The organism is Alkalicoccus chagannorensis DSM 18086 (genome assembly GCF_000429725.1).
Taxonomy (GTDB): domain Bacteria; phylum Bacillota; class Bacilli; order Bacillales; family Salisediminibacteriaceae; genus Alkalicoccus; species Alkalicoccus chagannorensis.
Map to the genome: position 1 here is coordinate 25,598 of NZ_AUCK01000007.1, position 14,787 is coordinate 40,384.

General features: G+C 57.1%; 14 protein-coding genes. 11 read left to right on the forward strand and 3 right to left on the reverse strand.

Annotation, left to right across the window (positions count from 1 at the left end; genetic code table 11):
* Positions 1–85: 85 nt before the first annotated feature.
* Positions 86–1,267: an NO-inducible flavohemoprotein gene (gene hmpA, locus G477_RS0105705; protein ID WP_026697126.1), complete on the reverse strand. Its 1,182-nt coding sequence runs from the start codon at positions 1,265–1,267 to the stop codon at positions 86–88.
* A gap of 187 nt (positions 1,268–1,454) precedes the next feature.
* Complete coding sequence (locus G477_RS0105710) at positions 1,455–2,357, reverse strand: LysR family transcriptional regulator (protein ID WP_170203842.1); 903 nt, start codon at positions 2,355–2,357, stop codon at positions 1,455–1,457.
* Between the two features lie 186 nt (positions 2,358–2,543).
* Between G477_RS0105710 and G477_RS0105715 the strand changes: the two genes are divergently transcribed.
* From G477_RS0105715 to G477_RS0105730, 4 genes are read left to right on the forward strand one after another with little or no spacing between them, the layout of a single operon-like run.
* Positions 2,544–3,641 (forward strand): ABC transporter ATP-binding protein, encoded by a 1,098-nt coding sequence (locus G477_RS0105715; protein WP_026697128.1) that lies wholly within the window; start codon positions 2,544–2,546, stop codon positions 3,639–3,641.
* Positions 3,625–4,728, forward strand: coding sequence for an ABC transporter substrate-binding protein (locus tag G477_RS0105720; protein WP_026697129.1), 1,104 nt, complete (start codon positions 3,625–3,627; stop codon positions 4,726–4,728). The genes G477_RS0105715 and G477_RS0105720 overlap by 17 nt, the downstream gene beginning before the upstream one ends.
* On the forward strand, positions 4,729–6,384 hold the full coding sequence (locus tag G477_RS0105725) for an ABC transporter permease (RefSeq protein WP_026697130.1): 1,656 nt from the start codon (positions 4,729–4,731) through the stop codon (positions 6,382–6,384). It abuts the gene before it with no gap.
* Between the two features lie 17 nt (positions 6,385–6,401).
* Complete coding sequence (locus G477_RS0105730) at positions 6,402–7,505, forward strand: MBL fold metallo-hydrolase (RefSeq protein ID WP_026697131.1); 1,104 nt, start codon at positions 6,402–6,404, stop codon at positions 7,503–7,505.
* Between the two features lie 445 nt (positions 7,506–7,950).
* On the opposite strand, the gene G477_RS0105735 is transcribed toward G477_RS0105730, so the two are convergent.
* The gene (locus G477_RS0105735; RefSeq protein WP_035211357.1) at positions 7,951–8,613 is read right to left on the reverse strand and encodes a Dph6-related ATP pyrophosphatase; all 663 of its coding nucleotides are present in this window, start codon (positions 8,611–8,613) and stop codon (positions 7,951–7,953) included.
* 152 nt (positions 8,614–8,765) lie between these two features.
* Between G477_RS0105735 and G477_RS0105740 the strand changes: the two genes are divergently transcribed.
* The 7 genes from G477_RS0105740 (at position 8,766) to rplI (ending at position 14,769) form a co-directional block, all read left to right on the forward strand.
* Positions 8,766–9,734: an MsnO8 family LLM class oxidoreductase gene (locus tag G477_RS0105740; protein ID WP_026697133.1), complete on the forward strand. Its 969-nt coding sequence runs from the start codon at positions 8,766–8,768 to the stop codon at positions 9,732–9,734.
* A gap of 117 nt (positions 9,735–9,851) precedes the next feature.
* Entirely contained in the window at positions 9,852–10,139 is a 288-nt protein-coding gene (gene rpsF, locus G477_RS0105745; RefSeq protein WP_026697134.1) for a 30S ribosomal protein S6, read from the forward strand.
* Positions 10,140–10,181: 42 nt separating this feature from the next.
* A complete protein-coding gene (gene ssb, locus G477_RS0105750; RefSeq protein WP_026697135.1) occupies positions 10,182–10,700 on the forward strand; it encodes a single-stranded DNA-binding protein in 519 nt (172 codons plus the stop codon).
* A 44-nt stretch (positions 10,701–10,744) separates the two neighbouring features.
* Positions 10,745–10,972 carry a 30S ribosomal protein S18 gene (gene rpsR / locus G477_RS0105755; protein ID WP_026697136.1) on the forward strand — a complete coding sequence of 76 codons (228 nt, stop codon included), beginning with the start codon at positions 10,745–10,747 and terminating at the stop codon, positions 10,970–10,972.
* Between the two features lie 441 nt (positions 10,973–11,413).
* Positions 11,414–12,346: a YybS family protein gene (locus G477_RS0105765; protein ID WP_026697138.1), complete on the forward strand. Its 933-nt coding sequence runs from the start codon at positions 11,414–11,416 to the stop codon at positions 12,344–12,346.
* A gap of 12 nt (positions 12,347–12,358) precedes the next feature.
* Positions 12,359–14,329 (forward strand): DHH family phosphoesterase, encoded by a 1,971-nt coding sequence (locus G477_RS0105770; RefSeq protein WP_026697139.1) that lies wholly within the window; start codon positions 12,359–12,361, stop codon positions 14,327–14,329.
* Entirely contained in the window at positions 14,326–14,769 is a 444-nt protein-coding gene (rplI, locus tag G477_RS0105775) for a 50S ribosomal protein L9 (RefSeq protein WP_026697140.1), read from the forward strand. The genes G477_RS0105770 and rplI overlap by 4 nt, the downstream gene beginning before the upstream one ends.
* Positions 14,770–14,787: the final 18 nt, after the last annotated feature.

The window sequence follows — 14,787 nt, forward strand, 5'->3', positions numbered from 1 at the left end:
GGTGATTAGAATGTCTACGGGTGCATCGAGGCAGACGGCACCCGCCGTTCCGACTAAAAGAAGCTGTGCGCTATTGCTTCGGCTGTTACGATTCGATTGTCATCGCACGCAGCGCCGTCCCCGGACCGAAGTATTCATAGTGGATCTGATCCGTCGTGAAGCCTCGTCCGAGCAGAAGGCCGGCTGCTGCTTCCATGAATGCTTCCGGTCCGCATAGGTACACGTCCGCCGTATCCGCCGGCAGAAACTGCTCCAGCAGCTCCGGCGTCAAACGTCCCACGGCGTCCACCGCCTCCGGGTCGACAGGTGTTTCAGCGACGAGAAAGCTTCCCGCGAGGGTGTCCGCTGCCGGTTCGTTCGTCAGCGCCGCCGCTTCTTCGGTGCGCACGGCATGGACGAGAGTGAGCGGACGGTCCGGCTGCCGCGCCTGCTGTTCTTTGATCATGCTCATGAGCGGCGTGATACCGACACCGCCGGCAAGAAATGCCGCTGGGCGCTTCTCGTTATCGATGGTGAAATCACCCGCAGGCGCACTCACCGGAAGCATCTGTCCCGGCTCCACGTGCTCATGCAGCCACGTAGAAACCATCCCCGCCGGGCCTTCTTCCTTCTTCACGCTGATGCGGAAGTGTTCCTGCCCGGGGGCATCCGACAACGAATACTGCCGGATATGGGTATACGGCTCCCCGTCGATCTCCGCCTTGATGCTGAGATACTGTCCCGGGGCAAAGGCCGGCATCGGCTGCTCCTGCTGCCGGCGCAGATAGAACGACGTGATTTCGCTGCTCTCCTGCACCTTCTCGACCACTTCGAGCTCCTCAAATCCTTCCCAGGCAGCCGCCTCGTACATCTCTTTTTCAATCTGAATGAAAATATCCGCAATGATTTGGTATGCAGCGCCCCACGCCTCGATGACCGGATCGTCTTCAGCCAGATTCAGTTTATCCTGCATCGCCTGCAGGAGATATTTCCCGACAATCGGATAGTGTTCCGGCAGTACCCCGATACTGCGGTGCTTATGCGCCACCCGTTTGACGAAAGGCAGGATCGCCTCCAGATCATCGATATGTACCGCGGCCTGGTAAAGGGAATAGGCGAGGGCCTGAGGCTGCATCCCGGTTTTCTGGTGCACGTGGTTGAAGATGTGGAGCAGCTCCGGGTGCGCCTCGAACATCGTCTCGTAAAAATGAGTCGTTACCGTCACTCCGTGTTCTTCCAACACGGGAATCGTCGCCTTGATCGTCTGTTTGTGTTCTTCTGTAAGCAAAGAACAGCACCTCCTCTGTTTGATACCTTTATTGAAACATATTTCACACGTTAAAAGAAGTATTTTAAATGAATCTTTTTGTGAACAATCTGTTACAACCGCTTCCAACGCCGTCGCACTGCGGCACTCGCCGTTCCGGTCGGCAGGCATTCCAGGCACAGTGCCTCGGCAGTCGCAAACGGAAAACCTAAAACGGCAGTGGGTCCTCCCCGGCCGTCATGCCGCTGTAGAGCTCGGTGAAAAACGCCTCCATGACCGGAGTTACCGGCCGGTCGCGGCGATAGATGAGGGAAATCCAGCGCGTCGCATGCTCATATGGCAGCGGACGCACGGCGAGCGTCCCGGCAGCGACATCAGCAGCGACGGCCCGTGAGGACAACACCGCGCAGCCGCTCCCGAGTTTGACGAGCGAGCGGATCGCCTCCACGTTTGTCAGCTCCATGGCCGGCTGCAGGGTCATGCCTGCCGCGGCCGCCCAGTCGTTGACGATATCCCTCGTCGATCCACTCTGATGCAGCAGCAGCGGCCACGAAGGGAGCGCTTCTTCCAGCGAATGGACGGTAAGCAGCGGATGATCGGGCGGCGTCACGAGCACCACGTCGTCCTGCGCGAGCCGCTTGACGACGAGCCGTTTCGTATCCAGCTGCTGCTCCGAGACCACCCCGGCATCGAGTCGCTTCATGACAATGTCCTCCGCGGTCTTCGGCGTCGGCTGAATCGAAATATGAAGCTGAATCCCCGGCGACTGCTGCTGGAACGCATACAGAATCTCCGGCAGCACATAGTTGGCGGGCACATAACTCGCGCCGACAAACAGCTCTCCTTTTTTGTCCCGATAATCCCGCATCACCCGTTCCGTCTCCTCAAACAGCGCCATCATCTCGCGGGAATAATGACGGAGCGCCGCGCCCGCCGGCGTCATCATCACCTGATCCCCCTTCCGCTCAAACAGCGGCGTACCGACAGACGCCTCGAGCTCCTTCAAATGAAACGACACCGTCGGCTGCTTCACGCCGAGCGCCTCCGCCGCCGCTGACATGCTCTGCAGCTGCGAAAAATGATGAAAAACTTCAAGCTGCTTCCATTTCATCCTCTCACTCCCTTGATTTCCATGTCTTTTTTGATCCTCCTCCAACATTTCCGGGCCTGCTTATAGAAAAAATCAATACCTGTATAGAGAATGCCACACCAGTATTGAAGGAATGTTAATTTTTCATTTAAATTTCCTTAACATTTCCCCCGTAGTATGAGGGACGTAGAGAAAGGAGCGGACAACATGGACATTCAATTTAAACAACTGGAAAAATGGTTCGGGCAGCTGCAGGCGTTGAAACCCCTCTCCATGACGGTGCAGTCCGGAGAGTTTGTGAGTCTGGTTGGTCCTTCGGGATGCGGGAAGACGACATTGTTAAGGATGATAGCAGGATTGGAAGAACCGGCCTCCGGCGCGATTCACTTCGGCGGAACAGCAGTCTACGACAACAGCAGGAAGGTCAACCTGCCGCCGCAGAAGCGGAAGATCGGCATGGTCTTCCAGGACTTTGCCCTCTGGCCGCACATGACGGTCTTCGAAAATGTCGCCTACGGCTTGAAAGCAGCCGGCAGAAACAAAGAGGTGCAGGAGAAAGTGTCCGAGGCCCTCGACAACGTGCAGCTCGGCAGCTTCCAAGAGCGCTATCCGCATCAGCTTTCCGGCGGGCAGCAGCAGCGGGTGGCGATCGCACGGGCGGTGGCCACCGACCCGGACATCATGCTTCTGGATGAGCCACTGAGTGCGCTCGATGCGTCCCTCCGCGATGAGATGCGGATCCTGCTGCAGTCGCTCGTCAAAAAGCTGAACATGACCGCCGTCTACGTCACGCATGATCAAAGCGAAGCGATGGCGATGTCGGACCGGGTCGTCGTCATGAATGACGGCAAAGTCCAGCAGACGGGCACACCGGAAGAAATATACCAGCGTCCCGTCAACGAGGTGGTCGCTTCTTTCATCGGAAAAGGGGCCCTGATCCAGGGACTGGTGACAGAGGTGGAGGACGTCCCGATGCTCAAAGTCAACGCGGACGTGCAGATTCCCCTTTCCACGAGCAAAACGAAAGGGCTCGAGCCCCATGACTGGGTGCATGCCATTATCCGCCCGGAGCAGGTCTCCCTCGATACCGCCCCGGCAGAAGCGGGGATCCGCGCTGCGGTAGAAACCGTGAGCTTTCTTGGAGAACGATACGAAGTCAGTCTGACGCTCGACGGCTCAGACGAACGACTCTTTGCCTATACACCGGAGAGGACGGTCCCGGGACAGGAAGTGTCTGTCACCGTCCGCAGTACGATTCATCTCATACAGCATAAAGGAGGAGTTTCCCGTGAAGAAACAGCTTAAGATTTTTGCAGGAACCGCAGGCGTGCTCGTACTCGGTGCGTGTGCCCAGACCGAATCGGAGCAGGGGGCAGATAACGCCGCCGGGAACAACATGAACGAAGAGACGAACAACGCGAATGAGGAAATGGATGAAAACAGCGAAAACGAGGAACATGATATGAACGAGGACCATGAAGAAACGGGTGAAATGACGATTTACACGTCCGGTCCTGGAGGCATGGCCGAAGATCTCGTAGAAGGATTTGAAGAAGAGACAGGAATCGATGTGGACATGTTCCAGGGAACGACCGGCGATGTGCTCGGCCGTCTGGAAGCAGAGCAGGATAACCCGATTGCCGACGTCGTCGTGCTTGCTTCGATGCCGCCGGCGATGGATTTCAAAGAGCAGGGGATGACGATGGCGTATGAATCGGAGTACGCGGACTCGCTGCGGGACGGCTGGTACGATGACGACCATCACTATTACGGCTTCAGCGCCTCCGCGCTGGGCCTGAGCTACAATACCGACGTCATCGGCGATGTGCCGTCCGACTGGAGCGATTTGACGGAGGAGCAGTATACCGACGAGATTGCGATCCCGGACCCGTATGAATCCGGTACGGCACGCGACTTTATCGCCGCCTACATCAACCAGGAAGGCGAGGAAGGCTGGGAGCTGTTTGAATCGCTCGCAGACAACGGCCTGCAGATGGAAGGAGCCAACAATCCGGCTCTGCAGACGGTGATCGGCGGCTCGAATCAGCTCGTTATGGCCGGTGTGGACTATATGGTTTATAACAATATCGAAGACGGCGAGCCGGTCGATATCGTCTTCCCTGAAAGCGGCACGATGGTCACGCCGCGTCCGGCCTTCATCATGGAAAGCGCGGAGAACATCGATTCCGCCCAGCAGTACATCGACTACATTCTCTCGGATGCCGGACAGGAGATCGTGGCAGATGCGTTTCTGATGCCGATCCGGGAAGATATCGACCCTCATGAAGACCGGGCCGGCATCGAAGAGATCGAGCAGCTGGACTTTGAGTGGGAGTACCTCGAAGAAAATGGGGAAGACTATCTGGAGCGGTTCCAGGGGATCGTGCGCTAAATGAACAGCTGGACCGAGCGCGCCAATAAATACCTGGCGCTTACCGTTTTAACGATTCTGGTGCTGATTCCGCTCGCCCTTGTCATCATGCGGGCAGTCACACCAGAAGGAACGTTCGAAGGTTTCGGCGCTTTTTCGATTCTCGGAGAAAGCATGTATCAGGAGATTCTGCTGAACTCGCTGCTGCTCGGTTTCGGTGTGGTGATCGTGTCTTCCCTGATTGCTGCGCCGCTCGCTTTTTTCATGGCGAGAACCGAGCTGGCACGGCACCGCTGGATCGACGTCGTTCTGATTATCCCGTTCATGACCCCGCCGTATATCGGGGCGATGGGCTGGATTCTGTCGATGCAGGGAAATGGCTACGCCGAGCAGCTGTTTCCGTTTCTCGCTCCGGTGACCCCGTACTTTTTCACATATGGCGGGATGGTGCTCGTGATGAGCTTTCACCTGTTTCCGTTTATTTATTTGATCATGCGCAACAACCTGCAGAACATCGGCGGCCGACTGGAAGAAGCCGGCCTCATACACGGAGGCAGCTTTCTGTACCGGCTGCGCCGCATCGTGCTGCCGCTGTTTGTCTCCGGCTACAGCATGGGCGCCCTGCTCGTTTTCGTGAAAACAATCGGCGAGTTCGGCACACCGGTGACGCTCGGAAACCGGATTGGCTTTTATGTGCTGACGTCGGAAATCCATCGCCACGCTTCCGTGTGGCCGATTGACTTTGGCACCGCGGCGATCCTGTCGACGATGCTGTTAAGCGTCAGCATGGCCGTCTGGTATTTTCAGCAGTGGTTTGCCGGAAGAACGCACAACAAAGTCGTCTCCGGGAAAGGGCAGACGAGCGCCTACTCGCCGCTTGGAAAAAAGCAGGTGTTTGCCTGGCTCTATCTGGCTGTCGTACTCGGGCTGTCGATCGGCGTTCCGTATTTCTCCGTCGTCTCGACAGCGTTTCTCGACGTGCAGGGGAGCGGCCTCGCCTGGGATAACGTCACGCTGCGTCACCTGCAGGATCTTCTCTCCGGCAGCGGAGCCGGAGCCCTCTGGAACAGCATCTGGCTTGCAGCTATTGCTGCCACGGTGAGTGCTGTCATCGGTCTGTGGGTGACGATCATCATCATGAAACGGCGTGGGACGGTCGAAAAAGGAATGGACTTTCTCTCGATCGCGCCGAATACCGTGCCCGGCATCGTCGTTGTCGTCGGCCTGATTCTGTTCTGGAACGCCTACTGGAATCCGGCACCGGTCTACAACACGTGGATGATGCTCGTGACGACGTATGTCGTTCTCTACATTCCGTTTACGGTGCAGAACATCAAGGCCATCTACGGGCAGCTCGGCGATTCGCTGTTTCAGGCGGCCGAGACGAGCGGCGCCGGTCCGTTCTACATCGTCCGGACCATTCTGCTGCCGCTCATCATGCCCGGCGTGCTGGCAGGCTGGATCATGGCCTTCACGATTTCCATGCGGGAACTCGTCGGATCGCTGATTCTCCGGCCGCCGAACATGCACACCTCAGCCACCTTCATTTATTCGCAGTTTGAGCAGGGAACGGTGGCACAGGGAATGGCGATGGCCCTGATTACCGTGATCATGACGACGTTCGTCCTGATTGCGGTGGAAAAGATGAAAGAACGCTCCCAGCGGTACCGAACGTAGGAAAGGAGGAGCATCGCATGCACGTCACGTTTCTTGGAGGAGCCGGCGAATATGGCCGCTCCTCTTTTCTTCTTCATTTTCCCGACACGGATGTCCTGATCGACTGTGGCATTGAAAAGGGGGCATGGACGTCGGAGGGGCAGCTGCCTTCGCTGCATCTGGTGCGTCCGGAGAGACTGGCAGCTGTCTTTCTGACGCACAGCCATGCCGATCACACGGGGGCGCTTCCCGCTCTCGCTCAGACAGGGTGGAGCGGCCCCGTGTATGCCTCCCCGCCTACGCTGGAGCAGATCGGTGCGCTGCCGGATGGAATGCAGCCGCAGCCGCTGGAGTGGGAAGACATCGGCCGCTGGCGTACGTATGCCAGCATCTCCTGCTGCTTCGGCCGGGCCGGTCATACGCTGGGAGCCTGCTGGTTTCTGTTTGCATCAGAAGGAAAGAAAGTATTCTTTTCCGGAGATTATACGATGCATTCGCGGCTGTATCCGTATGACCGGCCGCCGCAGGAACCGGTGGATATCGCTGTCCTGGACGGAGCCGCAGGACCGGTACGACGGAACCAGCACGAGGAGGCGCAGGACCTGCTGGATCGAGTGAACGAGCAGAAGGTAGCGACCGCTCTGCACGGCCCGCTTGCTGGTAAAACCCAGGAGCTGCTGCTGTTTGCTGCGGCCGAAGGGATGATGCCGGTGGTCGATCCTGAGATTAAGCGTTATACCGAACAAAGTCTGCAGGAACGCCGGGCCTGGTTTCGTGCAGCGGGCGCGGCGGAGCTGGAAACGTTTCTCGCAGAGGCAGAGCCGCTCTCTGTCGACCGATGGCTGCAGCAGTACGACAACCGCTTTGCCATTTACGAAGAAAGCACGCTGGCATCCGGCCCGATGCCTCCGGCTGTGATGACGACAGGACCGAAACTTCCTGCGTTTACCGGTACGGCCTATGAAAAACGGCCATATCTCGTCCACCCGTCGCTGGAAGAAACGGAGACGCTGCTTTCCTGGCTCGAGCCGGCCCAGGTCGTCTTCACCCATACCCCTGAACCGGAAGCGTATCAGGAGCTGCACCGCTGGCCGGTCGTCCTGGCAGGGCGGGAAGGAGGGACCGGGATCGACTCCCGGTAACAGGAGGCTCCGCCATCAAAAGCAGTTTTCTGCACAGACGAGCAGCCCGGGACAACCTATAGTCATCAAAGAGGCTCTCCGCCTTTTTGGAGTATAGGAACGTATAAGGTTTCATTAAGGGTGACGACGTAGCCAGCTGCTCGGGGAGTACGAAGAACCCATGCTTCCCTTAAAAAACCTGCGGCACTCGCCGTTCCGGCCGGCAGGCGCTTTGCGCTTTTATTCGACGGACAGCGCCGGAGGTACGCAACGATCAGGAGAGGCGGGAAATGCCTGCCTCGTTGACCGGGTGGCTGTACCGTTCTCTGCCCTAAGCCTCGCTGAAGCGATCTGTAAACGAAACGCTGCCGGCGGTCCATTGGATCGTCGGCAGCGTTTTTCGCTTATGCAGTACGTTTTTGCCCCAACCCCGCACAGGAAAAGGCAGCCACAGCCGGCGCTTGCATCAGTCCGTTGTCGTCACGGGCAGGAACGCATAGCCGTCGTGGTGCTCTACCTCGCCGTACTGGAGCCGGACGGACCGGGAGAAGATCGGGCCGTCGACCACGACCGTGTGGAACTCGCCTTCTTCCCCGCACGGATCGACGCCGTGGGCTTCCAGTTCCTTGATCAAGGGAGGATCGATGCTGCGGCCGAGAAAAGAAGCTGGCAGCCGGTCTTCTTTGACCACGATGATGATCGCATGGAAACCGGCGTCCAACAGCCGCTGGAGCACGTCTTCGCGGGGCTCCTGCCAAAGCGGCTGGTGCGGCTGGATGCCCTGCGCCGTGCACACTTTTTCCACCCATTCACGGTGGCCTTCGAGGTCGATGTCTCCGAAGACGCCATCGTGGATCCCCCGGCTGCGGAGTTCCTGCAGCAGATTGGAGAAAACGGCCTCATAGTCCGACCAGGACGCCCCGCGTGTGTAGAGCGGCAGGTTCAGCGCCGCCGCCTGCGCGTCGAGGACTTCTTTCGGCAGGGCATGGGAGCGGGAGCGTGTTTCCTCCTCTTCAAACATCGTCACGAGAGCGGCAGGCAGCATGTCCTGCTGCATGGCCGTATAGTGGGCGAGCGTCGAGTCCTTACCGCCGCTCCACGAAGTAAAAAATGTCTTCAATTCAATCATCCTTTCGCTGGAAGCTAAAAAACCATGCCTGACGGTCCGCAGGCCTCCGTGCAGAAATCATGCATAGATAGAAAGCGGACGTTATGATAAGGACAGTCTCATGTGAACGTATTGTCTCATGTACCCGAACGAAACGAAAGGAGCACACGTCGATGGAACTCGGCATTCTTGATCAAATCCCGCTTCCGGAAGGGATGCAGGCAGAGCAGATGGCAGCGGAAACGAAGGCCCTCGTCCAGACGGCCTCCCGGGAAGGGTACCGGCGCTACTGGTTTGCGGAACATCACAGCACGAACGGCATGCTGAGCGCGGCCCCGGAGCTCTGGATCGCCCGTTTGGCTGCAGAAGCCGAGCAGATGGCGTTCGGCAGCGGCGGCATCCTGCTTCCGCAGTACAGCCCGCTGAAGACGGCGGAGACGTTTTCCACGCTTTCGGCGATGTACCCGGGACGAATCGAGCTCGGAGTCGGCAATTCACCGGGAGGAACGGAACGCACGCGTCAGGCATTGGCGGACGGCCGGGAAGCAGAGGACCGCTTCCACGAGAAGCTGGAGGAGCTGCAGCACTTCCTGCACGGGACGATGCCGAAGCACCATCCGTACCGGATCGTCAAGACGACACCGCGACAGGCCGCTGCTCCGCCGCTCTGGCTGCTCGGTCTTTCTCCGCGCAGTGCAGAAACCGCCGCCGCGCTGGATACCGGTCTTGTCTTCGGCCATTTTATTTCCCCGGACCAGGCGGAAGAAACGATGGAACGCTACTACGCCCGCGCTGCTTCGCCGCGGGTGCGCGTCTGCGTGTTCGTCGTCTGTGCCGGCACCGACGCAGAAGCCGAGCAGCTGGCGCTGACCCAGGATGCGTGGCTGCAGCAGGTGCGCCGGGGCAGCTCGATTGTTCCGTCCCCGGACCACGCAGCCGCCATTCTCGACCGGGCCGGAAAAGAAGCGGTGCAGCACGAACGCCGCCGGGCGGTCATCGGCAGTCCTGCTTCCGTCCGCCAGCAGCTCGAAGCCCTGGCGGATGTGTACGGCACGACCGATTTTCTCCTGATTACCAACGTGCATGACCAGGAAGCACGGAGGCATTCCTACGCACATATTTCCCGGGAAATACGGCAGTGAAATTCTCTGTTGCTTCGACCCTGGAGCTCTGATATAATTATCACTTGCGGGTAAAACGACTCGCTCCTTGCTCTCACCAACGGGTAGAGGGCCTAGTCCAAAAGGAGGTGACAGAACATGCGCAACTATGAAATCATGTACATCGTGCGTCCAGACCTCGAAGAAGCGAATACAAAAGAAACCGTTGAACGTTTCAACAAGGTACTGGCTGACAATGGCGCAGAAGTAACAGAGACGAATGAGAAGGGCCGTAAGCGTCTTGCCTACGAGATCAATGACTTCGCTGAAGGCTACTACGTGCTTCTTCAAGTGAAGGCTGAAAAGCCGGCACTGGATGAGTTCAACCGTCTCAGCTCGATCAACGACAACATTCTTCGTTCGATGATCGTACGCGAAGATGACTAATGAATATGCACAACCGAATCCAGGATCCGGGGAGGAATTCCGATGCTTAACCGCGTTGTTCTTGTAGGCCGTCTCACGAAAGACCCTGAGCTTCGCTACACGGGAAACGGCATTCCAGTCGCGACATTCACACTGGCAGTCAACCGTCCGTTTTCGAACAAGCAGGGTGAACGGGAAGCGGACTTCATCAACACTGTTGTTTGGAGAAAACAGGCAGAAAACGTCGCTAACTATCTGAAAAAAGGAAGTATGGCAGGCGTGGATGGCCGCATTCAAACGCGCAGCTTCGATAACAACGAAGGCAAGCGCATCTTTATGACAGAAGTCGTTGCAGAGAGCGTTCAGTTCCTGGAACCCCGCGGGGCATCCAGCCAACAGGGCGGAGGCCAGCAGTCAGGAGCTCCAGCCGGCCAGCAGGGCGGCTATGGAGACCAGGGCGGCTACGGCGGTCCGCAGCAGGGCTCCGGATCCGGGACTTCCAATCAAGGTTCATCGAATAACGATCCGTTTGCCGGTGAAGGCAAGCCGATTGATATAGATGACGACGATCTCCCATTCTAAATGGAGAATCCATCATATAAAAAAACACTGAAGGAGGTATTCGCATGGCACGTCGAGGAAAGCCACGTCGCCGTAAAGTTTGTTATTTCACGGTGAATAAGATTACGAAAATCGACTACAAGGACACGGATCTTCTTAAGAAGTTCATCTCCGAGCGCGGAAAGATTCTTCCACGCCGAGTAACAGGAACTTCTGCCAAGTATCAGCGACAGCTCACCCGCGCGGTGAAGCGTTCGCGGACCATGGCACTGCTTCCGTTCGTGGAAGAGTAAATCAGCATCTGTGACGGCATCCATTCCGGGTTTCCGGAGTGGATGCTTTTTTCTTAGGAAAGCAATAGGGATGCCAGTGCTTCCACGTATGCAGAACAAAAGCGCGGAGCGCCTTTTTGGTCGGAACGGCGTGCGGCGTCGCTGCATGCTCTTCGAGGGAAGAAAAGGTTTTTCTTTCTTCCCTTGCAGCCGGCTGCGCCGTCCCCCTACATGGAAACTGATACATTCCTATCATGCCATGAAAGCAGAAGAGCCGTCGTGTCTGCCTATCGCGACGTCTTTCCCCAATACGCAGATCCGTTACACCGACGTGTTTGGCGGGGACGCCTGTAGTATCAGCGCAGCCTGACAAGCGCAGGGCGCTTTTGGTCTCCGGGGCGTATACGTGGTAGAATGAAGCTTGATGTAACTGGAAAAAGGGAAGAGAAGGTGTAGACGATCATGAATCAGAATACCATACTCCGTGACGGAATCATGCTGTCAGCAGTGTTTCTCCTGCTGATGCTCGTATCGCTGTTCATTCCGATTGCCGGCCTCGTCCTGATGTTTTTCGTGCCGGTACCGATGGCGTTATTTACATATAAATACGGCTGGCCGCGGGGCGCGGTCGCAGCGTCTGTTCTCCTGCTCCTGCTTGCGGTCGTGCTCGGCCCGTATGCGCCGGCCGTCGTACTGCTGTTTGCCGTGCCGGGGATCGTGTTCGGCGCTCTCTATCAAAAAGGAGAGCAGCCCTTTGCGGTCTACGGCGGCGGGGTAGTCGCGCTCGTCTCCGGCATCACCCTGACGTATGTCGGTGTGCTGCTGCTGACGGGCACGGACCCGATCGAACAGTTTCAGGAGTCCCTGGCGGAATCGCTGGAAACAACAGACGAGATGATGAACCTGGATTCAGAAGAAGAAGTGGAACAGATGACCGCGTGGATCGATGATCTGCAGACGTCCGCCCCGGCGATGTTCGTGATCATCGGCGGTGTTGCTGGCATCATCATGCAGACGGCGGCCGCGTACTTTCTGCGACGCCGCGGGGCCTCCGTGCCGCGGTTTCCACCGGTGCGGGAATGGAGCCTGCCGAAGCCGTTTATCTGGTATTACCTGGCGGTGCTCATTCTTTCGTTTATTAACATCAGCGAAGGACAAGAGGGCATGCTCCATACCGTCTCCGCCAATCTGTCCCCGGTGATGGAAGGGTTGATGCTCATTCAGGGAATCGCGTTCATCTTCTTTTTCTGTCACTGGAAAGGCATCTCGAAAGCGGTACCGGTACTCGCAGCGATTTCGCTGCTGTTCATTCCGTTTTTAGTACCTATCGTACGAATCTTAGGTATAATTGATTTAGGTTTTGATTTAAGAACGCGATTACGGTCGCAGGAGTAGGAGTTGTCTAGTATGCCCAAATTCCTGATGAAACGGTGGCATGGCTATCATGTAATCGTCTTGTTTATCATAGCAGCACTCTTTATTGGAGTGGTGACGTACGACCGCTGGCCCCTCGGCATCATCGGGTTCGTGCTGCTTGCCGCCGCAGGTGTCATGGTTGTCCGGGCGCGGATGCAGTTCGAAAAAGATTTGACGGACTACATTTCGACACTCACCTACCGGGTGAATAAAGCCGGCGAACAGGCAGTCACGAAAATCCCGGTCGGCATGCTCCTTTACAATGAAGAGCGGGAAGTACAGTGGTCCAATCCGTACATGCAGCAGGTCATGAAGAAGGACCTGCCCGGTGTATCCATGGCCGATCTCTCCGAGGAGCTGATCGAATCGGTGAACGAGGAGAGGCGCTCCTTCTATCTGCATGTGAAAGACGCCAATTACCGCGTCGTGCACGAACCGGAAGAGCGGCTCCTCTACTTCCTGAATGCAACCGAAGAGCAGGAGTACAAGGATAAATTCGAGAAAGACCAGACGGTGATTGCCTTTATCTACCTGGATAACTACGATGAAGTGACCCAGGGGATGGACGATCAGCTCCGGTCACGGCTTCTGTCCCACGTCTCCGATGCGATGAACGACTGGGCACAGGAACACGACGTCTTCGTCCGGCGCACGTCGGCGGACCGGTTCATCGCCCTGATGAACCAGAACACGCTGCAGGCACTTGAAGCAGACCGCTTTACGCTGCTCGATGAAGTGCGCGAGAATACGCAGGAAGAAAAAGTCGCGCTCACGCTGAGTATCGGCATCGGCTCCAACGTGGACTCGCTCCGCGAACTCGGTACGCTGGCGCAGTCCAGTCTCGATCTCGCCCTCGGGCGGGGAGGCGATCAGGTGGCGATTAAGGAACAAAGCGGGAAAGTCCGCTTCTACGGCGGCAAGTCCAATGCAACGGAAAAGCGGACGCGTGTCCGTGCCCGGGTCATTTCGCACGCGATGCGGGACTTCGTCAAAGAGAGTGAAAAAGTTTTCGTCATGGGGCATAAGAACCCGGACATGGACTCGATCGGCTCGGCAATCGGTATTTTAAAAATAGCCGAGGCCAACGGCAAAGAAGGCTACGTGGTCGTTGACCCGAACGACGTGAATCAGAGCGTATCCAAGCTCCTCCAGGAAGTAGAGAAGCATCAGGAGCTGTGGGGACGCATCATCACCCCGGACGAAGCACGCGAAGACATCACCGATGAAACGCTGCTCGTCGTCGTCGATACGCACAAGCCGAAGCTCGTCCAGGAGCCGAAACTCCTCGATAAAGTGGAGCGGACCATCGTCATCGACCACCACCGCCGCGGAGAGGACTTCATCAGCGATGCGGTGCTCGTCTACATGGAGCCGTATGCGTCTTCCACGGCGGAGCTGGTCACGGAACTTCTGGAGTATCAGCCGAAGCATCCACAGATCGAGACGCTCGAAGCGACAGCACTCCTTGCCGGCATCATCGTCGACACGAAAAGCTTTGCGATCCGCACCGGCTCGCGAACCTTTGATGCAGCGGCGTACCTGCGGGCCCGCGGAGCGGATACGACGCTCGTACAGAAGCTGCTTAAAGAAGATCTGGATCACTATGTGAAGCGGTCCAAGCTGATTGAACAGGCGCATATTTATGCCGGCGGCGTAGCGATCGCCAGAGGCTATTCGGACGAAACGTACGGCCAGGTGCTCATTGCCCAGGCGGCCGATACGCTTCTGTCCATGAACGATGTCGTCGCTTCGTTTGTCATTTCCAAAATCGAAGACGGCCGCATCAGCATCAGTGCCCGCTCGCTCGGCGAAGTCAATGTCCAGGTCATCATGGAAAACATGAACGGCGGGGGCCACTTGACGAACGCCGCTACGCAGTTGGAAAATATGAATGAAGAGCAGGCAGAAACGATGCTGAAAGAAAAAATCGACGACTATTTCAAAGGGGGTTCCTCATCATGAAAGTTATCTTCCTCAAAGATGTAAAAGGAAAAGGCAAAAAAGGTGAAGTGAAAGAAGTCCCGGACGGCTATGCCCGGAACTATCTCCTGAAAAATAACCTGGCTGCAGAAGCGAACAAAGGCAACGTCAAGTCGCTCGAGAAGCAGCAGGAAAACGAGCGTCAGCGCCAGCAGGAAGAGCTGGATGAAGCGAAACAAATGAAGGCGGATTTGGAAGAGAAGACCGTGGAGCTGACAGCAAAGGCCGGCGACGGTGGACGGCTGTTCGGCGCCGTCACGAACAAACAGGTTGCAGATCAGCTGAAAAAAGAAAACTACAAGATCGACAAGCGGAAAATCGAAATGAAAGAACCGATCCGCACGCTCGGCTATACCAACGTCCTCGTGAAACTGCATCCACAGGTGCACGCCACGCTGAAGGTCCACGTAGCCGAGGAGTAAGCAGCAGGGAGGAGTCAG